The organism is Paracoccus chinensis (genome assembly GCF_900102885.1).
Classification (GTDB): Bacteria; Pseudomonadota; Alphaproteobacteria; order Rhodobacterales; family Rhodobacteraceae; genus Paracoccus; species Paracoccus chinensis.
In genome coordinates this window covers 14,174-32,464 of the sequence record NZ_FNGE01000009.1, presented here as the reverse complement: position 1 = coordinate 32,464, position 18,291 = coordinate 14,174, and the positions used below count along the sequence as shown (strand labels likewise).

Annotated in this window: 20 protein-coding genes; 12 read left to right on the top strand and 8 right to left on the bottom strand. The window is 70.7% G+C overall.

Annotated features, from left to right (window positions below; all coding sequences use genetic code 11):
• The first annotated feature begins 67 nt into the window (after positions 1–67).
• Positions 68–1,297, top strand: coding sequence for a glycosyltransferase (locus BLQ03_RS18580; protein WP_217629702.1), 1,230 nt, complete (start codon positions 68–70; stop codon positions 1,295–1,297).
• Between the two features lie 52 nt (positions 1,298–1,349).
• Here BLQ03_RS18580 and BLQ03_RS10690 read toward each other — a convergent pair whose 3' ends face one another.
• The 4 genes from BLQ03_RS10690 to BLQ03_RS10675 all read right to left on the bottom strand — a co-directional run bounded on the left by BLQ03_RS10690 (position 1,350) and on the right by BLQ03_RS10675 (position 4,362).
• Complete coding sequence (locus tag BLQ03_RS10690; RefSeq protein ID WP_090755788.1) at positions 1,350–2,015, bottom strand: lytic transglycosylase domain-containing protein; 666 nt, start codon at positions 2,013–2,015, stop codon at positions 1,350–1,352.
• Between the two features lie 136 nt (positions 2,016–2,151).
• A complete protein-coding gene (gene ssb, locus BLQ03_RS10685; RefSeq protein ID WP_090755785.1) occupies positions 2,152–2,661 on the bottom strand; it encodes a single-stranded DNA-binding protein in 510 nt (169 codons plus the stop codon).
• Positions 2,662–2,728: 67 nt separating this feature from the next.
• Positions 2,729–3,829: a 3-dehydroquinate synthase gene (gene aroB / locus BLQ03_RS10680; RefSeq protein ID WP_090755782.1), complete on the bottom strand. Its 1,101-nt coding sequence runs from the start codon at positions 3,827–3,829 to the stop codon at positions 2,729–2,731.
• A complete protein-coding gene (locus BLQ03_RS10675; RefSeq protein WP_090755779.1) occupies positions 3,826–4,362 on the bottom strand; it encodes a shikimate kinase in 537 nt (178 codons plus the stop codon). The genes aroB and BLQ03_RS10675 overlap by 4 nt, the downstream gene beginning before the upstream one ends.
• Positions 4,363–4,554: 192 nt before the next feature.
• On the opposite strand from BLQ03_RS10675, the gene BLQ03_RS10670 reads away from it, so the two are divergent.
• From BLQ03_RS10670 to aat, 9 genes are all read left to right on the top strand, one after another.
• Positions 4,555–4,779: a hypothetical protein gene (locus BLQ03_RS10670; RefSeq protein WP_090755776.1), complete on the top strand. Its 225-nt coding sequence runs from the start codon at positions 4,555–4,557 to the stop codon at positions 4,777–4,779.
• Positions 4,766–6,379, top strand: coding sequence for a hypothetical protein (locus tag BLQ03_RS10665; protein WP_090755773.1), 1,614 nt, complete (start codon positions 4,766–4,768; stop codon positions 6,377–6,379). The genes BLQ03_RS10670 and BLQ03_RS10665 overlap by 14 nt, the downstream gene beginning before the upstream one ends.
• Positions 6,376–7,401 (top strand): tyrosine recombinase, encoded by a 1,026-nt coding sequence (locus BLQ03_RS10660; RefSeq protein WP_090755770.1) that lies wholly within the window; start codon positions 6,376–6,378, stop codon positions 7,399–7,401. Before BLQ03_RS10665 ends, BLQ03_RS10660 begins: the two co-directional genes overlap by 4 nt.
• Positions 7,402–7,584: 183 nt before the next feature.
• Positions 7,585–9,606: a transketolase gene (gene tkt / locus BLQ03_RS10655; RefSeq protein WP_090755767.1), complete on the top strand. Its 2,022-nt coding sequence runs from the start codon at positions 7,585–7,587 to the stop codon at positions 9,604–9,606.
• A gap of 112 nt (positions 9,607–9,718) precedes the next feature.
• On the top strand, positions 9,719–10,630 hold the full coding sequence (locus BLQ03_RS10650; RefSeq protein ID WP_090755764.1) for a DMT family transporter: 912 nt from the start codon (positions 9,719–9,721) through the stop codon (positions 10,628–10,630).
• Positions 10,627–11,610, top strand: coding sequence for a lysophospholipid acyltransferase family protein (locus BLQ03_RS10645; RefSeq protein WP_090755762.1), 984 nt, complete (start codon positions 10,627–10,629; stop codon positions 11,608–11,610). Before BLQ03_RS10650 ends, BLQ03_RS10645 begins: the two co-directional genes overlap by 4 nt.
• A 51-nt stretch (positions 11,611–11,661) precedes the next feature.
• Positions 11,662–12,171, top strand: a complete 510-nt coding sequence (accB, locus tag BLQ03_RS10640) for an acetyl-CoA carboxylase biotin carboxyl carrier protein (protein ID WP_090755759.1) — start codon at positions 11,662–11,664, stop codon at positions 12,169–12,171.
• 9 nt (positions 12,172–12,180) lie between these two features.
• A complete protein-coding gene (accC, locus tag BLQ03_RS10635) occupies positions 12,181–13,530 on the top strand; it encodes an acetyl-CoA carboxylase biotin carboxylase subunit (RefSeq protein WP_090755756.1) in 1,350 nt (449 codons plus the stop codon).
• Positions 13,531–13,633: 103 nt separating this feature from the next.
• The gene (aat, locus tag BLQ03_RS10630; protein WP_090755753.1) at positions 13,634–14,350 is read left to right on the top strand and encodes a leucyl/phenylalanyl-tRNA--protein transferase; all 717 of its coding nucleotides are present in this window, start codon (positions 13,634–13,636) and stop codon (positions 14,348–14,350) included.
• Here the strand turns inward: aat and BLQ03_RS19120 are convergent.
• The 3 genes from BLQ03_RS19120 to BLQ03_RS10615 are packed head-to-tail and all read right to left on the bottom strand — an operon-like array spanning position 14,257 to position 15,645.
• A complete protein-coding gene (locus tag BLQ03_RS19120) occupies positions 14,257–14,796 on the bottom strand; it encodes a DUF2155 domain-containing protein (protein WP_090755751.1) in 540 nt (179 codons plus the stop codon). The genes aat and BLQ03_RS19120 overlap by 94 nt on opposite strands.
• The gene (mlaD, locus tag BLQ03_RS10620; protein WP_090755748.1) at positions 14,793–15,266 is read right to left on the bottom strand and encodes an outer membrane lipid asymmetry maintenance protein MlaD; all 474 of its coding nucleotides are present in this window, start codon (positions 15,264–15,266) and stop codon (positions 14,793–14,795) included. Before mlaD ends, BLQ03_RS19120 begins: the two co-directional genes overlap by 4 nt.
• Before the next feature lie 4 nt (positions 15,267–15,270).
• Positions 15,271–15,645, bottom strand: coding sequence for an NADH:ubiquinone oxidoreductase subunit NDUFA12 (locus BLQ03_RS10615; RefSeq protein ID WP_090755745.1), 375 nt, complete (start codon positions 15,643–15,645; stop codon positions 15,271–15,273).
• 151 nt (positions 15,646–15,796) lie between these two features.
• On the opposite strand from BLQ03_RS10615, the gene BLQ03_RS10610 reads away from it, so the two are divergent.
• Together BLQ03_RS10610 and BLQ03_RS10605 are read left to right on the top strand one after the other, a co-directional pair.
• Entirely contained in the window at positions 15,797–16,969 is a 1,173-nt protein-coding gene (locus BLQ03_RS10610) for an NAD(P)/FAD-dependent oxidoreductase (RefSeq protein WP_245688836.1), read from the top strand.
• A gap of 80 nt (positions 16,970–17,049) precedes the next feature.
• Positions 17,050–17,637, top strand: a complete 588-nt coding sequence (locus BLQ03_RS10605) for a (d)CMP kinase (protein WP_090756106.1) — start codon at positions 17,050–17,052, stop codon at positions 17,635–17,637.
• A 93-nt stretch (positions 17,638–17,730) separates the two neighbouring features.
• On the opposite strand, the gene BLQ03_RS10600 is transcribed toward BLQ03_RS10605, so the two are convergent.
• Positions 17,731–18,192, bottom strand: coding sequence for a GatB/YqeY domain-containing protein (locus BLQ03_RS10600; RefSeq protein ID WP_090755742.1), 462 nt, complete (start codon positions 18,190–18,192; stop codon positions 17,731–17,733).
• Between the last annotated feature and the right edge of the window lie 99 nt (positions 18,193–18,291).

Sequence of the window (18,291 nt, the reverse complement as noted above, 5' to 3'; positions counted from 1 at the left end):
CTGTCATAACATTTTTTGGCATGCTAGCGCGGCGGGATGAGATTTCCCTGCCTCGCTGGACCCTATCGTGCTTGATCCCGCTGTCCTTGACGCCGCCCTCGATCCTGTCAGAACAAAGGGCTCCTCTCCCCTGCCGACCCCTGGCGGAGTGCAGAAATCCCGTCCCTCGCGGATCGTCGCCATCTCGGACTTCTGCTCGCAGGTCCCGCCCGAGCCCTGCGCGCCGCGCGAGCCCGCCCCGGGTGCCCTGTCCCCGCCCGCGGAGCGCGCGCAGGTCCGCGTGACCGGCGGCTACCTTGAGCGCCTGCCGCTGGCGGCGGTGGCCTCGGGGCTGGTGGATGCGGCGGAAATCTGGAGCTTCGCGGGACGTGACGGGGAAGCCGACGCCGCCTGCGCCCGCCCCTGCGGCACGCCCGATTCTGCGCGCCCCGGCCTGACCCGGCGCGTCTTCCGGGCGGATGGTCCTGCGCCTTACGGTTCGGCCGAGGCGCTGGCCCATGTGGCGGCGCATGGCGCGCCGGACGTCCTCTGCGTCTGGGGCCTTGGCGTGGATGCGGCACTGATGGAGGCCTGCAAGGGCGCGATCACGATCTACAACTCGATCGACGCGCCCGCGCTGCGGCTGCCCGACGACGTGGCCCGCCGCTTCGACCTGTTTCTGACGGGGGCCGAGTGGCAGTCGGACGAGATCCGCGCCCGCATCCCCGGCGCGCGCTGCCTGGTGCTGCCCATCGGCCCCGAGTTCGCCTCGGGCGAGACCTTCCACCCAACCGGCGCCCCCAAGGACCGGGACGTGGTCTATGTGGCCTGCACCCAGCCCTACAAGCGCCACGACATCCTGTTCGATGCCTTGGAACGCCGCCCCGGTACCTCGGCGCTGCTGGTCGTGGGCTACGGCCACATGACCGAGGAGTTGCGCGCGGATGCCGCCCGCCGCGGGCTGGACGTCGAGATCGTGGGGCCGGTGCCGCATGACGAGGTGAACCGCCAGATCAACCGCGCCCGCATCGGCGTGGTCTGCGGCCAGCATGACGGCGCGCCCGCGATCCTGACGGAATACCAGTTGGCCGGGCTGCCGGTGCTGGCGAATGCGGACCTCGTCTGCGGCCTGCAGTACGTCACGCCCGAAACCGGCCTTGCCGCCGCACCAGGCGAGGATTTTGCCGCCGCCATGACCCGGCTGATCGAGCGTCACGCCGACTATGACCCCCGCCCCCATGCCCTGGCGCATTGGGGCTGGCCTGCCAGCATCGCCCGGTTGAAGGCCGAGATCGACGCGATCCGGGCGGGACGCTGAACGAAAAAGGGCCGCCCTCGGCGGCCCCGGCAGTCGCGATGGCGTCGGCGGCTCAGCCTCCAGCGATGATGCGGACGTAGTTGCGCGTCTCGCGATAAGGGGGGATGCCCTTGTGCTTGGTGACGGCGCCCGGCCCGGCGTTATAGGCCGCCAGCGCCAGCCGCCAGTCGCCGAAGGTGTTGTACATCATCCGCAGATAGCGCGCGCCGCCGTCCAGGTTCTGCACCGGGTCATGCGGGTTCACGCCCAGCTTGGCGGCGGTCGCGGGCATCAGCTGCGCCAGCCCCGTCGCGCCCTTGTGCGAGCGCGCGCCCGCGTTCCAGCCCGATTCCTGCTGCACCAGGCGCAGGAACAGGTCCTCGGGGATGCCGTGCTTGCGGGCGGCCGCGCGCGCATGGGGCAGGTACTTGCTGCGCTGGTTGCCGGTATAGCGCGGGATCGCCCCGTTCGAGGTCGAGGCGCGGCCGTCCAGGCTGATGACCGTCACGGTGCGCGACTTGCCCGTTTCCGGCCGCAGCTTCTGCGAGCGCTGGTATTGCGCGGCCAGCCGGGTGTCCATGAGCTGGGTCTGGCGCTGGAACTGCGTCGTCCTCGACTTCGAGGACGCGCCCCCCAGCCTGAGCCCCTCGGCCTGCGCGGGAACGGCCACCGCAAGGCCGGCAAAGGCCAGCGTGGCGACCTTGGCCAGCCGCGCCACGTTCACGATCACTGCACTCATCCGGGAAGCTCCCTCGCCGTTTATCGTTTTGAGGAGAACGATACCCGAAACGAGCCGCACCGCCAGTCGCCGCGTCCCATCGCGGCAGGAAGGCTGTGCGCCATCGGCAACATTCTGCCGACCGGCGCACCTCTCCTCAGAAGGGGATTTCGTCGTCGAAATCCGGCGCGCCGCGACCTGCGCCGCCCCCGCCCGAACCCGAGCGCGCACCGCCGCCGCCCGAGCCGCCGCGGTCGTAGTCGCCGTAGCCTTCGTTATAGCCGCCGCCCTGGCCGCCGCCGCCGCCGCCTTGGCCGCGGCCGTCAAGCATCTGCAACTCGCTGCGGAAGGGGCGCAGGGCAACCTCGGTCGAATAGCGGTCGGCGCCCGACTGGTCCTGCCATTTGCGGGTTTCCAGCTGGCCCTCGATATAGACCTTCATGCCTTTCTTCAGGTACTGCTCGGCCACGCGGACCAGCGGTTCGGAATGGATGACGACCGAATGCCATTCGGTGCGCTCGCGCCGCTCGCCCGAGTTGCGGTCCTTCCACTGCTCGGACGTGGCGATGCGCAGGTTGGCGATCTTGCCGCCGTTCTGGAAGGTGCGGATTTCCGGGTCCTGGCCCAGATTGCCGACCAGGATGACCTTGTTGACGCTGCCTGCCATGTGCGGCTCCTTCAGGGGTATCGAATCCGCTCTTACTAGCGCGATGGTTAACGGGCGGTAAAGCCGATCATCGGGCCTGCGAAAGCGTGGCGGCGATTGCCGCCGGATCGATATCCGAGGCGACGAAGGCCTGCCCGATCCCACGCGCGAGGATCAGCCGCAGCCGCCCATCCACGACCTTCTTGTCCTGCCCCATCAGCGCGATCAGCCCCGCATCGTCGGGCAGATCGCCCGGAACGTCGGACAGCCGCGCGGGCATCCCCATTGCCCCGAGATGCGCGCCAACGCGGCTCGGGTCCTCCTGGGGACAAAGCCCCAGCCGCGCCGACAGGTCGAAGGCCAGAGCGCAGCCGATGGCCACGCCCTCGCCATGCAGCAGGCGGTCGGAATAGCCCGTCGCGGATTCCAGCGCATGGCCGAAGGTGTGGCCAAGATTCAGTAGCGCGCGGTCGCCCTGCTCGGTCTCGTCGCGGGCCACGATGGCGGCCTTCATGGCGACGGAATGGGCGACGGCGTGGATCAGGGCGTCGCGGTCCTGCCGCAGGCGCGGCCCGTTCTCCTCAAGCCAGGTGAAGAACCCGGCATCCCCCAGCAGCCCGTATTTCACGATCTCGCCATAGCCCGCGCGGAAGTCGCGGTCGGGCAGCGTCGCCAGCACGTCGATGTCGGCCAGCACGAGGCTCGGCTGGTGGAAGGCCCCGATCAGGTTCTTGCCTTGGGGCGAATTGATTCCCGTCTTGCCGCCCACGGAACTGTCCACCTGCGCCAGCAGTGTCGTCGGCAGCTGCACGAAGCGCACGCCGCGCCGCAGGATCGCCGCCGCGAAACCGGCCAGGTCGCCGATCACGCCCCCGCCCAGCGCGATCACGATATCGCGCCGCTCGATCCGCTCGGCCAGCAGCCACTCGACCGCGCGGCCGAGGTGGTCCCAGCTTTTCGTGGCCTCGCCGGCGGGCAGCGCCAGCGCCGAGGAGGCAATGCCCGCGCGGTCCAGCGCCGCCGTCAGCGCGGGCAGGTGCAGAGACGCGACCCGCTCATCCGTCAGGATGGCCACACGGGGACGCGACAGCAACGGCGCGATCTCGTCGCCCGCGCGGGCGATCAGGCCGGGGCCGATGCGTACCTCGTAGGAACGGTCGCCCAGCGCGACGGGAACGGTGCGGATCATGCGGGCTCCAGGATGTCGGGGCGGTGGGCGCGGAGCGCGTCGAGCACCCGCGTCGCGGTGGCCTCGACCGAATCGCTGTCCTGCACGGCCACGGTGATGTCGGCCAGCGCATAGACGGGCGCGCGCTCGGCCAGCAGGCGTTCCAGCGTCCCGCGCGGGTCGGCGGTCTGCAGAAGCGGGCGCGTGGGCTTCTGCTTCACCCGGCGCCACAGGGTCGAAAGCTTGCAATCGAGCCAGACCGACACCCCCGCCTCGGCGACAAGGGCGCGGTTCTCGGGGCGCATCCAGGCGCCGCCCCCGGTCGAGACGATGCCGGGCGGGCCGCGCAGCACGCGGGCCAGCACCTCGGATTCGCGGGCGCGGAAGAAGGCCTCGCCGTCGCGGGCAAAGATCTCAGGGATGGTGGCGGCAGCGGCGGCCTGGATCTCGGTGTCGGTGTCGCGCACGGGCACGCCCAGGCGGCGGCCGAGCTCGGCCCCTACCGCCGACTTGCCAGCCCCCATCATGCCGATCAGCACGATGCTGCTTTTCACCGATCCCGCTCTGCCTGCGCCACTCATGCCCGCTGAATGACGCGAGTTTTATCGAAACGCCATATGGTTTTCGCCACACCACCCCGGTCCCTGTTGGGGTCGCGGCTTTCGCCCGGGCGCGCGAAAGGGTATCGAGGATGGAAAAAGACCCTTCTCCCACGAGGCGGGGGGCTGCGGACGAAAGGACAGACCATGCGGCTGCTGAAACTGATCGCCTTCCTTGTCGTGGCGGCTTTGATCGCGCTGGTGGGCTATGCCTATTTCGGCGACATGGCCGCGGATTCGCGGCAGATGCGGGTGCCGGTGGAACTGGACCTCGACCTGCCCGCCGCGGCACCTGCCGCCGCCACCCCGGCGCCTGCCGCGCCCGCCTCCGACACCCCGGACGAGCCGAGCGATCCCGATGCGCTGGACTGACCTGACCCTTCTGGCGGCTCTGGCCGCCCTGCCTTCGGGCGCGGCACTGGCGCAGGGGGCAAGGGAACCTGCCGCCGCCAGCGACTGGCTGATGGGCACCGCCCCCGCCAAGCCCCCCGTGACCGGCTGGCGTCCGGGCGACAGCGTTCCCTTCGAGGCGCAGCGCCTGCGTCCCGTGGCGCCGGTCGCCCGCCCCGCGACCCTGAAGCCGCCCCGCGCGCTTGCCACGACCGCCGCCCCGCCCCCTGTGGGGGTCACGCGGCTGTCGGACGGCAACCCCGACACCAAGGGCGCCATCCGGGCCGAGGCCGCGCGCCTGCCCCGCGACCTCTGGGGTGCCGCCCCCGCGGGCCAGGTGGCCGAGGCGATCGCTGCCGCCAACCCGCGCCTGGCCGCAAACCGCGCGCTGCTCCAGCGCATCCTGACGGCACAGCTTGCGCCGCCCGCCGGCGCCGCCGGAGACGAGGGCCGGCTGTTCCTGGCCCGGGTGGACAGGCTGATCGCGGCCGGACGGCTGGAGGACGCCGAGGCGATGCTGCAATCGGCAGGCTGGACCGACGGGCCGCGCTTTGCCCGGCGCTTCGAGATCGCCCTTCTGCGCGACACCACCGACGAGGCCTGTGCCGTGATGGGCCAGCGCCCCGGCCTTGCCCCGGACCTGGGCGCGCGCATCTATTGTCTCGCGCGGGTGGGGGACTGGAGCGCAGCCGCCCTGACGCTGCATGGCGCCCGCGCCGCCGGCCTCATGGAGCCGCAGACGCTCGCGCTGCTGGAACGCTTTCTGGACGACGGCTCGGCGGACCTGAGCGACGCGCTGCCCGACCCGGCGCAAGTCACGCCCCTCGAGTTCCGGCTGTTCGAGGCGATCGGCCAGCCCCTGTCCACGGCCGAGCTGCCCCTGGCCTTCGCCTGGGCGGATCTGAACGGCAATGCGGGCTGGAAGGCGCGGCTGGATGCGGCCGAGCGGCTGGCTCGCGCAGGCGCCATGGACCCCGCGCCGCTGGCGGCGGCCTATCTGGACCAGCGCCCGGCCGCCTCGGGCGGTGTCTGGGACCGCGCGGCCGCGTTCCAGCGGATCGAGGCCGCGCTGGATGCAGGCGACACGGCGGCGATCTCGGCCGAGCTGCCGCAGGCGGCCTCGCTGTTCCTCGAGGCCGGGCTGATCGTTCCCTTCGCGCGGCTGGTGGGTCCCGGCCTGTCCGGCCTGACGCTGGACCCCGAGGCCGCGGAAACGGCCGCGCACCTGCGCCTGCTGGTCGGGTTGCCGGAAACACCGGGTGCCGACCTGCCCACGCCCGACCGCGCGCTGATCGCGCTGGCGGCGGGCGATCCCGACGCAGCGGCGGCCTTTCCGCAGGGCAGCGCGGGCGCCGCCCATGCCGAGGCGCTGGCGGCCGAGCCCCTGGCCGAGGCGCCGCCCGAGGGGCGCGGCCTTGCCCTGCTGGCGGCGATGGCCGACGTGGACGCAGGGCTTGACGGCGACATTGCACGGGCAAGCGCCGGCCTGCGCCGGATGGTCGAGCTTGGCCAGCCCTCGGACGCCCGGCAGGCGGCAGTCGAACTGCTGCTGACCGAGCACATGGGCGGCCCGCGCAGGTGAGCACGCAGCGCCGCCCCGGCCGTCCACCCACACGACAGGACAAGGGCCGCGCCGAGGATCTGCGCCGGGTCGAGGCTTTTCTGGACGCTCAGGCGGCCGAGGCAGGGGCCGCGCGCAACACCCTTCTGGCCTATGGCCGCGACCTGGCCGACCTGGCCGCCTGGGCCGCGCGGCACGGCCTGACGCTGGCCGCGATCACCCGCGACGACATCGAAGCCTACCTGTCGGCCTGCGAGGCCGAGGGCCTGTCCCGCGCCACCCGCGCCCGGCGCCTGTCCGCCATCCGCCAGTTCACCCGCTTTTCCCTGGACGAGGGCTGGCGCGACGACGACCCGGCGATCCGCTTGTCCGGCCCCGGCCGCAGCCAGCGCCTGCCGAAGGTGCTATCCCAGGCCGAGGTCGGCCGCCTGCTCGACGCCGTCCAGACCCACGGCGCGACGCCCGAGGACCGTGCCCGCAATACCGCCGCGATGGAGCTGATCTATGCCACGGGGATGCGGGTCAGCGAACTGGTGTCCCTGCCCGTCGCTGCAGTGCGCGGCGACCCCGAACTGCTGCTGATCCGCGGCAAGGGCGGAAAGGAACGCATGGTTCCCCTGACCGGCCCCGCCCGCGCGGCACTCGCCCGCTGGCTGGCGCTGCGGGACGGCGCCCCGGCCGACAGTGCCTTGGGCAGGCTGGTCGCGGGCAAGGGCGCCCGATGGCTGTTTCCGGCCGCCAGCGCGGCGGGGCACATGACCCGGCAGGCCTTCCACGGGATGCTCGCCAACCTCGCCGCCGCCGCGGGCCTGCCGCCCGGCAAGGTCACGCCCCATGTCCTGCGCCATGCCTTCGCCACGCATCTGCTGGAAGGCGGCGCCGACCTGCGCGCGATCCAGACGCTGCTGGGCCATGCCGATCTCGGCACGACGGAAATCTACACCCATGTCCTGGATGAACGGATGCGCGAGCTGGTGCTGAACCATCACCCCCTCGCACAGCCGCCGCTGTCCAAGGATACCCAGGCCCCATCTTCTGCGTGAAAATATTCCGGGCGTCCGGGTGCCTGGAGAACAGTCCGGTGGACTGTTTTCCGCGAGGAAGCGGCGAAGCCCGAGCGGGGCACGTCCCCGGTCCACGCCGCCGCGTCAGCACGCCCGTTTGCCTTGCAACCAAGCCGGCCTCTGCCTATCACCCGCCCTGACATTCTTCCCCGGAGCCGCCCCATGCCCCTCACCGCGCGCCGCCTTGCCGATCCCGATCATTGGAGCCTCGCCAGCGCGATCCGCGTGCTGTCGATGGATGCGGTCGAGGCCGCCAATTCCGGCCACCCCGGAATGCCCATGGGCATGGCCGATGTCGCCACCGTGCTGTGGCGCAAGCACCTCAAGTTCGATGCCTCGGCCCCGAACTGGTTCGACCGCGACCGTTTCATCCTGTCGGCGGGCCACGGGTCCATGCTGATCTATTCGCTGCTGCACCTGACGGGTTTCGAGCAGATGACGCTCGACCAGATCCGCAACTTCCGCCAGTGGGGTGCGGCGACGGCAGGCCATCCGGAATACGGCCATGCCGAGGGCGTGGAAACCACGACCGGCCCGCTGGGCCAGGGCCTTGCGACCTCGGTCGGCTTCGCCATGGCCGAGGCCAAGATGCGCGCCGAGTTCGGCGAGGAATTGTGCGACCACCGCACCTGGGTCATCGCCGGCGACGGCTGCCTGATGGAAGGCATCAGCCAGGAGGCGATCACCCTTGCCGGTCACCTGCGCCTCGGCCGCCTGATTGTCCTGTGGGACGACAACAGGATCACCATCGACGGCGCCGTGTCGCTGTCGGATTCGACCGACCAGCTCAAGCGCTTCGAGGCGGCGGGCTGGCGGACGCTGTCTTGCGACGGACATGATCCGGCCGACATTGACCGCGCCCTGACTGCCGCTAAAGAAGACGACGGCCGCCCGGTGCTGGTCGCCTGCAACACGACCATCGGCTATGGCTCGGCCAAGAAGGGCGGCACCTCGGGCGTCCACGGCTCGCCGCTGGGGGCCGAGGAGATCGCAGCGACCCGCCTCGCCTATGCCTGGGAGCACGAGGCCTTCGAGCTGCCCGACGAACTCGTCGCCCGCTGGCGCGAGATCGGCGCGCGCGGCAAGGCCGACCGCGAGGCTTGGGCCGCCCGCGTCGATGCCCTGCCCGACGCCCAGCGCAACGTCTTCGCCTCGCGCGTGGCAGGAGAGCCGACCGAGGCGCTCGCACCCGCCATCGCCGCGCTGAAGGAAAAGGCCAGCGCCGACAAGCCCAAGGTCGCGACCCGCAAGGCCTCCGAGATGGTGCTTGAGGTCGTGAACCCGATCCTGCCCGAAACCATCGGCGGCTCGGCGGACCTGACCGGCTCCAACAACACCAAGACCCGCGATCTCGGCATCTTCGACGCGCAGAACCGCGCCGGGCGCTACGTCCACTGGGGCATCCGCGAACACGGCATGTCTGCCGCGATGAACGGCCTTGCCCTGCACGGCGGCTTCCGTCCGTATGGCGGCACCTTCCTCGCCTTCACCGACTACGCCCGCGGCGCGATGCGCCTGTCGGCGCTGATGGGCGTTCCGGTCGTCTACGTGATGACCCACGACTCGATCGGCCTGGGCGAGGACGGCCCGACCCACCAGCCGGTCGAGCACCTGGCCATGCTGCGGGCGACGCCCAACACCTGGACCTTCCGTCCCGCCGACGTGGTGGAAACCGCCGAGGCTTGGGAACTGGCGCTGACCACCGACTCGACTCCCTCGGTCCTCGCGCTGTCGCGGCAGAACCTGCCGACCGTCCGCACCGAGCACACCACCGAGAACCTGACGGCGAAAGGCGCCTACATCCTGCGCGAAGCCTCGGCCGAGCCGAAGGCGATCCTCATGGCCTCGGGCTCCGAAGTGGAGATCGCACTGAAGGCCGCCGAGGCGCTGGAAGCCGAGGGCACGCCGACCCGCGTCGTCTCGGTCCCTTGCATGGAGCTGTTCCGCGACCAGCCCGAGGACTACCGCGCCGAGGTTCTGCCCGAAGGTCCGGTCCGTGTCGCCATCGAAGCCGCCGTCCGCCAGCCCTGGGAGTGGCTGCTTCTGGGCGAGCGCGGCAGCTGGAAGCGCGCCGATTTCGTCGGCATGACCGGCTTCGGCGCCTCGGCCCCGGCCGACCGTCTTTACAAGGAGTTCGGCATCACCCCCGAGGCCACGGTGGCAAAGGTCAAGGCGCTGCTGTGATCCCCGCGACGCAGCCCTGCCGCATGGCTCCTCGCGCGGCAGGCTGTCTTTCGGCCCCAACCATCCCCCGGGGAGCGTCCGGCCGTGAAGCCGGGCGCATGGGTCCGCCCTGATGACGACCCTGCAATCCGAAACGGTCAGGATCGCGAAGCCGCGGTACTCGCAGCAATCGCTGGGCATTCTCACGCTGCTCGGCTCGGTCTTCCTGTTCACGCTGATGGACGCGACCGGCAAGCACCTGACGCAGGCTGGCTATCACCCCGGCCAGATCGTCTGGTGCCGCATGGCGCTGAACCTGATCATCGTCACGGTAGTGCTGGCCCCACGCCTGAAACAGGTCGCACGCTCGGCCTCGCCCTTGCTGCAGGTGGGCCGGGGACTAACGCAGCTTGCCTCGATCGGGCTGTTCTTCACGGCGCTGCCCTTCATCGGGCTCGCCGAGGCGACGGCCATCATGGACATCAACCCGGTCCTCATCACGTTGGGCGCCGCGCTGTTCCTGGGTGAACGCATCGGCCCGCGCCGCATCGCGGGCATCACCGTGGCGCTGGTGGGCGCGATGATCGTGATCCGCCCCGGCGCGGGCGTCTTCCAGCCCGCCGCCCTGCTGCCCCTGCTGGGGGCCGTCACCTATGCGGCGGGCGCGATCATGACGCGCATGGTGCGGGGGGACGGAACCGCGACCTCGATCCTGTGGGCCACGGGGGTGGCGACGCTAGGCGCGTCCCTGGTCGCTCCCTTCGTCTGGCAGCCCATTGCAAGCGGTGACCTGTGGGCTTTCGCGGCGATGGGGCTGCTGGGCACGCTGGCGCAGGCGCTGCTGATCCGTGCCTTCGCCATGGCCGAGGCCGCTGCCATCGCCCCCTTCGGCTATACCGGGCTGATCTGGGCCGGGCTCTGGGGCTGGCTGTTCTTCGGCGCGGTGCCGGATGGCTGGACGGTTCTTGGCGCCATCGTCATCGTGGCCGCGGGCCTTTACGTCTGGGCGCGCGAGGCGCAGGCCATGCAGGAACCGCAGCGATGACACGGGGTGACGAGGAGCCGATCCCGCTTGCCGACCGGCTGAGCAGTGGCGCCTTCCGCCTTCTGGTGGGGCTGTTCCTGCTGATGCCGTATCGTCGCCGGGTGCCTGCGATGGGCTGGACCTTCGCCCATGTCGTGGCGCCCCTTGCAGGTTGGCGCAGGCGCATCCGCGACAACCTCGCGCTGGCCTGCCCCGACCTGCCCGCCGCGCAGGTCCGCGGCCTGACCCGCGCCGTCCCGGACAACGCGGGCCGCGCCCTGATCGAGATCTACTCGGGCACCGAGTTCACCGCCCGCGTCGGAGCCGAGGACCGGTTGTCCGGGCCCGGCCTGCCCGCCTTGGAGCAGGCGGCGGCGGCGGGGCGTCCGGTGATCCTCGCCTGCGCTCATTTCGGGAATTACGACGCCATGCGGGCGGCGCTGGCGGCGCGCGGCTGGAAGGTGGGGGCGCTTTATCGCCCCATGAACAACCGCGCCTTCAATCGCCATTATGTTCCCGCCATCGAGGCCATAGCGCAACCGCTGTTCCCGCGCGGGCGTGCCGGGCTGGCGGGAATGCTGCGCTTCCTCAAGGGCGGCGGGATGCTGTGCCTCGGCTTCGACCAGTTTGACCGCCACGGCGCGACGCTGCGCTTCTTCGGCCTGCCCAGCCAGACCGTGCTGACCCCGGCAGAGCTTGCCCTGCGCTATCATGCGCTGCTGCTCCCCGTCGCGGGCATCCGCCAGCCCGACGGCCTGAGCTTCCGGGTCGAGGTGGGCGAACCCGTCGCCCCCGACGATCCCCAAGCGATGATGCAGGCGCTGAACGATGACCTGGAAGGGCTGGTCCGCGCCCACATGGACCAGTGGTTCTGGGTCCACCGGCGCTGGAAGGACCTGTCGGGGCGCCCCGACGCGGACGATTCCCCGAACCTCGGGGCGCAGGGCCCTTCGACCGCGCCGCCCGAAACGGTTTCCCTTGCCCCGCGCGAGGGTTTATAACGCCCGGCGAAAACGCCGCGACCCCAGAACGGCCCAAAGGCAGAGAATTAGATGAGCGAGAACGACCAGACCCGGCACCACGCGGGCGACACCGCCTTCATCCAGGCGCTGGCTGAGCTTCTGAACCGCAACGAGCTGACCGAGATCTCGGTCAAGCGGGAATACGGCGAGAACGACCGCCTGACCGTGTCGCTGTCAAAGCATGGCAAGCAGGTCATCGTTCAGGGCGCGCCTGCGCCGATGCAGGCGCTGCCCGCGCCGGCGGCTGCCGCCCCCGCCGCTGCTGCCGCCGCACCTGCGGCGGGCCTCGACGATCCGGCCAGCCATCCGGGCGCCGTGACCTCGCCCATGGTGGGCACCGCCTACCTGTCGGCCGAGCCGGGCGCCGCGCCCTTCGTCACCATCGGCCAGCAGGTCGCGGAAGGCGACACGCTGATGATCGTCGAGGCGATGAAGACCATGAACCACATCCCCGCCCCCCGCGCCGGGACCGTGCGGCGCGTCCTGATCGACGACGGCACCCCCGTCGAGTTCGGCACTCCCCTGATGATCGTCGAGTAGGGCCCGCCCATGTTCGACAAGATCCTGATCGCCAACCGCGGCGAGATCGCGCTGCGGGTCATCCGCGCCTGTTCGGAAATGGGCATCGCCTCGGTCGCGGTGCATTCGACCGCCGACAGCGACGCCATGCATGTCCGCATGGCCGATGAGTCGATCTGCATCGGCCCGCCGCCCTCGTCGGCCTCGTACCTGTCGATGCCCGCCATCCTGTCGGCCTGCGAGATCACGGGCGCGCAGGCGATTCATCCGGGCTACGGCTTCCTGTCGGAAAACGCCCAGTTCGTGCAGATGGTCGAAGACCACGGCATCACCTTCATCGGCCCGCGTGCGGAACATATCCGCATGATGGGCGACAAGATCACCGCCAAGGAAACCGCCAAGGCGCTGAGCATCCCGGTCGTGCCGGGCTCGGACGGAGGCGTCCCCGACATCGAGACCGCGCGCCGCGTCGCGGCCGGGATCGGCTATCCGGTCATCATCAAGGCCACCGCCGGCGGCGGCGGTCGCGGGATGAAGGTGGCGCAGGACGAAGCCTCGCTTGAGGTCGCCTTCCGCACGGCGCGGGCCGAGGCCAAGGCGGCCTTCGGCAACGACGAGGTGTATATCGAGAAATACCTCCAGCGCCCGCGCCATATCGAGATCCAGGTCTTCGGCGATGGCCGCGGCAATGCCATCCACCTGGGCGAGCGCGACTGCTCGCTGCAGCGCCGCCACCAGAAGGTGTTGGAGGAAGCGCCCGGTCCCGTCATCACCCCCGAACAGCGCGACCGCATCGGCAGGATCTGCGCCGACGCCGTGGCGCGGCTGCAATACGCGGGCGCGGGCACGATCGAGTTCCTGTTCGAGGACGGCGAGTTCTACTTCATCGAGATGAACACCCGACTTCAGGTGGAACATCCCGTGACCGAGGCGATCTATGGTGTGGACCTCGTGCGCGAGCAGATCCGCGTCGCCGCGGGCGAGCCCATGAGCCTGCGCCAGGACCAGCTGTCGATTCGCGGCCATGCCATCGAGGCGCGGATCAACGCCGAGCGGCTGCCGAACTTCGCCCCCTCTCCGGGCCGGATCAGCCAGTATCACGCGCCGGGCGGCTTGGGCGTGCGGATGGATTCGGCGCTGTATGACGGCTATGTGATCCCGCCCTATTACGACAGCCTGATCGGCAAGCTGATCGTTCACGGACGCGACCGGGCCGAAGCGCTGGCGCGGCTGAACCGTGCCCTGAACGAGCTGATCGTGGACGGCGTGGACACGACCATCCCGCTGTTCTGCGACCTGCTGAAGGAACCGGACATCCAGCGCGGCGACTATTCGATCCACTGGCTGGAACGCTGGCTGGAACGCGAATACGGCAACTGAAGCTAGCCGGGCGGTTGTGCTGCCCGGCGATCCGCGCTTAGCTTTCCCCGGTTTTGTCTGGACGGGGGAAGCTGCCCATGCCGGGAACGCCTGACGGATGCGCATGTCCATGCTGACGGCGGCGATGCTGCTGCGGGGCTATGCGAATGGCGTCTTCCCGATGGCCTATTCGGCCGACGACCCGCAGCTTTACTGGTTCGACCCGCCCCGGCGCGGCATCCTGCCGGTGGGCGGCGTCCATGCCTCGCATTCGCTGCTGCGCAGCCTTGCGCGAGGCGGGTGGAGCGCCGATGCACGCCCCGATTTCGACGTGATCGTCGAGGCCTGCGCGGACCGCCCCGAGACCTGGATCAACGCCCCCCTGCGTGACCTTTACGCAGAGCTGCACGGGCTGGGCCACGCCCATGCGCTGGCGGTCATGCAGGAGGGCCGTCTGGCGGGCGGCATCTTCGGGGTGACGCTGGGGGGCGCCTTCTTCGGGGAAAGCATGTTCTCGACCCGGACGAACGGGTCGAAGATGGCGCTGGTCTGGATCTCGGACCATCTGGCGCGCTGCGGCTTCACGCTGTTCGACACGCAATACCTGACGCCCCATCTGGCGAGCATGGGCGGGCGAGAGATCAGCCGTCTCGACTACCAGTCGCGGCTGGGGCGCGCCCTGCGCCGGGCCGCCGACTTCCACGCGCAGCCGCTGCGGTCGGCCGAGGCGCTGCTGGCCTTGCTGCGTCAGCCCTCGGCGTCCTCGTCCTCGACAGGCGTGAAGTCCCCGTCCGGGCCCATGCCCTCGCCGCCCTCGGGCACGGTCGTGTCGGGCTCGTAGGTCAGGTCTGGCCGCGCGGTCCCGGTGCCGTCGTTGCAGCCCACCACCCAGACGTCGTAGCGTGCGTCGTCCAGCGCCGACAGCGCGGGCGACGACGCGATCATCCAGCCGGTGAACAGGGCCGTGCGGCTGCGCAGGTCGGTAATGGTCAGCTGCGCGAAGGCGTCCGATTCGGGGTCGTCGGCAGGATAGCGGCATTCGCCCAGCCGCACCTCGAGCCGGCCGAAGGTGACGGCCTCGCCCACGTTCAACGGCAGGTCCGTGCTTTGCCCCGACACCTTGTCGAGGCCCCGCAGCAGCGCCCCCTGCCCCTGGCCGACCCGACCCTCGATCAGGGGCGCCACGGTCTCGGCGCGGGTGCCAGGAGCCACGTCGGTGCTGCGGCTTGTCTGGGCCAGCGCCGGAACCGCCGCGGTCAGCGCAAGGGCAAGGCCAAGGCGGATCACGGCTGATCCTCCGCGTTGTCCCCGCCCGCCTGCGAATCCACGAATTTCATCATCAGCCCCAGCAGGCTGACTGCGCCCTGCACGTCCTCGATCTCGTCTCCGGGACCCAGGGTCTCCATCGCGCCGCCCGGCCGCAGCTCGATGTAGGAGCCTCCCAGCAGCCCGTCCGACTGGATCAGCGCGGCGCTGTCGGTGGGCAGCACGATGCTCTCGGGCACCCGCAACTCGGCCTCGGCGTAATAGGTTTCGGGGTTCAGCCGCACGTCCGAGACGCGGCCCACGCGCACGCCCGCAAGACGCACCTCGGTTCCCCGCTCGACCCCGTCGACATTGGGAAAGGACGCGACCAGCGGATAGGTGCCCTGCCCGCGCTCGCCCCAGCCGCCGACCGACCAGGCCAGGAAGCCCGCCGCCACGGCCAGCACGGCGGCGCCGACGACCAGCTCGGCCCGTTCCGCGCGTTCGGACATGGCCTTACTCGGGCTGCCAGGCGTCGTAGTCGCGCCGGGCCACCGGCTCGGCCCGGTACAGCGAACCCGCCGGGTGATAGGCGGCCGGAGTCCCCGTCATGTTCGGCACATGCGGCTTTTCCCAGGCCTTGCGCGGCAGCGGCGCCTTGCTGGGCGGCTCGGCATAAGTGTGGGTCAGCCAGCCGCGCCAGTCAGGCGGCACGCGGCTTGCCTCGGCCTCGCCGTTGTAGATCACCCAACGCCGCTTGCCGCCGGGGGTCTGGTAGTAAACGTTGCCCAGTTCATCCTCACCGACACGGGTTCCATGGCGGGCGGTCCAGACCTGGGTGCCCAGGGTCTGGCCGTTCCACCAGGTCAGCACTCGATCGACGATCCACATGGGGCAGCTCCGCTTGAGGCGCGCAATTCGGGCCTTGGTATCGCCGATCCCGGCCCCGAGGTCCAGCGCCTTGCATCCTCGTGAAGCACCCTTGCGCGCGGCACGGGCTTAGGCAAATCCTGCGCCACCGACGGCAAGGGGGAATTGCACAGTGACCGAGGTTCTGATCGCGGGCGGCGCGGTGATGGGCGCATCCGTGGCCTTCTGGCTGACCCGGCTGGACCCCGCGCTGCGGGTGACGGTGGTCGAGCAGGACCCGACCTATGCCACCTGCTCGACCGCGCTGTCGGCGGCGGGCATCCGTTCGCAGTTCACCAACGAGATCAACGTCGCCATCAGCCGCTTCGGGATCGAGTTCATCCGCGATTTCACCCGCTGGACCGGGCCCCAAGGCGGCGTTCCGGACCTCGGGCTGCGCGAGAACGGCTACCTGTTCCTGACCCAGACCGAGACGGGTGCGGTGCAGCTGGAAAGCCTGGCCGCCATGCAGCGCAGCCTTGGCGCCGCGACCGAGGTGCTGGACCGCGCGGGTCTGGCGGCGCGCTTTCCCTGGATGCAGCTCGACGACATCGTGGCCGGTGCCTTCGGCCCGCGGGACGAAGGCTTCTTCGACAACATGGGCCTGCTGTCGGGGCTGAAGAACGCCGCGCGCGCGGCGGGCGCGGTGTGGGTGACCGACCGCGTGACCGGATTCGAGCGGGATGGCGACCGCATCCTGGCCGCGCATCTGGAGAAGGGCGGGCGGCGGCCGGCCGACGTCTTCGTCAACTGCGCGGGGCCACGGGCGGCGGGGCTGATGCGCTCGATGGGCCTCGACCTGCCGGTCGAGCCGCGCAAGCGCACGATCTTCGTGGTCGATGCACCCGAGGCGCGCCATCCCGATGCTCCGCTGATCATCGATCCCTCGGGCATCTGGATGCGGCCCGAGCATGGCCAGTGGCTGGCCGCGACCGTTCCCGCCACCGACGGCCCCTGCGACGAGGACGACTTCGTTCCCCAGTCCGAACTGTGGGAGGATCACGTCTGGCCCGCCCTTTATGCCCGGGCTGAAGGCTTCGGCGCCGCCCGCGTGATCCGCGAATGGGCGGGGCATTACGCCTACAACACGCTGGACCAGAACGCGATTCTCGGGCGCAATCCGCAGGTGCCGAACCTTTACCACGCCAACGGCTTTTCCGGGCACGGGCTGCAGCAGGCCCCGGCCGTGGGCCGCGGCATTGCCGAACAGATCGTGCATGGCGACTGGATGACGCTGGACCTGTCGCCCCTGGGCGTGCAGCGGGTGCTGGACGGCCAGCCCTTCGCCGAGGCCGCCATCGTCTGAGCCCCGCCACCGGGAAGGCCCGGCTTCTCTCGGGCCGCCCCCTGTGGCAAGAGAGGCCGACCTGCAGCCGGAGAATGCCCATGCCCTTTACCATCGCCATCGACGGACCGGCCGCTTCGGGCAAGGGCACGATCGCGCGGGCTCTGGCGCAGCGCTTCGGCTTCCTGCACCTGGACACGGGGCTTCTGTATCGCGCGGTCGGTGCGCTCGGCGGCGATCCGGTGGCGGCGGCCAGGGAACTGACGCCCGAGGACCTGCTGCGCCCCGGCCTGCGCTCGGCCGAGGCGGGTCAGGCCGCGTCGCAGGTCGCCGCCATTCCCGAGGTGCGCGCCGTGCTGGTCGATTTCCAGCGCCGCTTCGCCGCGCAGGAACCGGGCGCGGTGCTGGACGGGCGCGACATCGGCACGGTGATCTGCCCGGGCGCGCAGCTCAAGCTTTACGTCGTGGCAGAGGACGAGACCCGCGCCGCCCGCCGCGCCGCCGAACTGGGAACCGATCCGGCCGCGATGCTGGCGCAACTGCGCGAGCGCGATGCCCGCGACGCCGCCCGCGCGACGGCCCCCCTGCGCGCCGCGCCCGATGCGGTCGTCCTGGACACGACAGCCCTGACCATCGACGAGGCCGTGGCCCGTGCCGTCGCCCTGGTCGAGGAACGACTGTCCACCTGACCGGCACCGCGGGACGGGTGCCCGGTCAGCCCGGCACCCGTTCCTTTTCATGAAAATACCACGGGGGCCGCAGGCAGCGCCCCCGGTCTTCCTTCAGCCCATCAGCCGGGCCTTGACCAGCGCGCCTGCCGCGCCGAAGTCCATCTGCCCCGCGTGACGCTCGCGCAGCGCGCCCATGACCCGGCCCATGTCGCGCACGCCCGTGGCGCCAAGCTCGGAAATGGTCGCATCGATCGCCGCCTCGATCTCGGCGGGCGACAGCTGGCGCGGCAGGAACTCCTGGATGACGCCGATCTCGGCCTGCTCGCGCTCGGCCAGTTCCAGCCGCCCGCCCTCTTCATAGGCGCGGGCGGATTCCTGGCGCTGCTTGACCATGCGCGACAAGAGCGCGACCAGGTCCTCCTCGGTCAGCGCGCCGGCGGCATCCTCGCCGCGCTTGGCGATCTCGCGGTCCTTGACTGCCGCCCCGATCAGGCGCAGCGTGGACAGGCGCTGTCCGTCGCGGGCCCTCATCGCCTCTTTCGTCGCCGCCTGGATGCGCTCGCGCAGTTCCATGTCGTTCCTCGCTGTCTTGGGTCGGGCCACGCTTGCCCTTGCGGCAGGCACGGGTCAAGCCTTGACCCCATCCGCCGCATCCCTTAGCTCTCGCCCGAT

What these genes read in the sequence shown, in the direction of transcription:
- BLQ03_RS10665 (WP_090755773.1), top strand. Translation starts at nt 4,766, where the DNA reads ATGCGCTGGACTGACCTGACCCTTCTGGCGGCTCTGGCCGCCCTGCCT.
- accB (WP_090755759.1), top strand. Translation starts at nt 11,662, where the DNA reads ATGAGCGAGAACGACCAGACCCGGCACCACGCGGGCGACACCGCCTTC.
- aat (WP_090755753.1), top strand. Translation starts at nt 13,634, where the DNA reads ATGTCCATGCTGACGGCGGCGATGCTGCTGCGGGGCTATGCGAATGGC.
- BLQ03_RS10690 (WP_090755788.1), bottom strand. Translation starts at nt 2,015, where the DNA reads ATGAGTGCAGTGATCGTGAACGTGGCGCGGCTGGCCAAGGTCGCCACG.
- BLQ03_RS10650 (WP_090755764.1), top strand. Translation starts at nt 9,719, where the DNA reads ATGACGACCCTGCAATCCGAAACGGTCAGGATCGCGAAGCCGCGGTAC.
- BLQ03_RS10645 (WP_090755762.1), top strand. Translation starts at nt 10,627, where the DNA reads ATGACACGGGGTGACGAGGAGCCGATCCCGCTTGCCGACCGGCTGAGC.
- BLQ03_RS10615 (WP_090755745.1), bottom strand. Translation starts at nt 15,645, where the DNA reads ATGTGGATCGTCGATCGAGTGCTGACCTGGTGGAACGGCCAGACCCTG.
- accC (WP_090755756.1), top strand. Translation starts at nt 12,181, where the DNA reads ATGTTCGACAAGATCCTGATCGCCAACCGCGGCGAGATCGCGCTGCGG.
- BLQ03_RS10670 (WP_090755776.1), top strand. Translation starts at nt 4,555, where the DNA reads ATGCGGCTGCTGAAACTGATCGCCTTCCTTGTCGTGGCGGCTTTGATC.
- BLQ03_RS10600 (WP_090755742.1), bottom strand. Translation starts at nt 18,192, where the DNA reads ATGGAACTGCGCGAGCGCATCCAGGCGGCGACGAAAGAGGCGATGAGG.
- ssb (WP_090755785.1), bottom strand. Translation starts at nt 2,661, where the DNA reads ATGGCAGGCAGCGTCAACAAGGTCATCCTGGTCGGCAATCTGGGCCAG.
- BLQ03_RS10605 (WP_090756106.1), top strand. Translation starts at nt 17,050, where the DNA reads ATGCCCTTTACCATCGCCATCGACGGACCGGCCGCTTCGGGCAAGGGC.
- mlaD (WP_090755748.1), bottom strand. Translation starts at nt 15,266, where the DNA reads ATGTCCGAACGCGCGGAACGGGCCGAGCTGGTCGTCGGCGCCGCCGTG.
- tkt (WP_090755767.1), top strand. Translation starts at nt 7,585, where the DNA reads ATGCCCCTCACCGCGCGCCGCCTTGCCGATCCCGATCATTGGAGCCTC.
- aroB (WP_090755782.1), bottom strand. Translation starts at nt 3,829, where the DNA reads ATGATCCGCACCGTTCCCGTCGCGCTGGGCGACCGTTCCTACGAGGTA.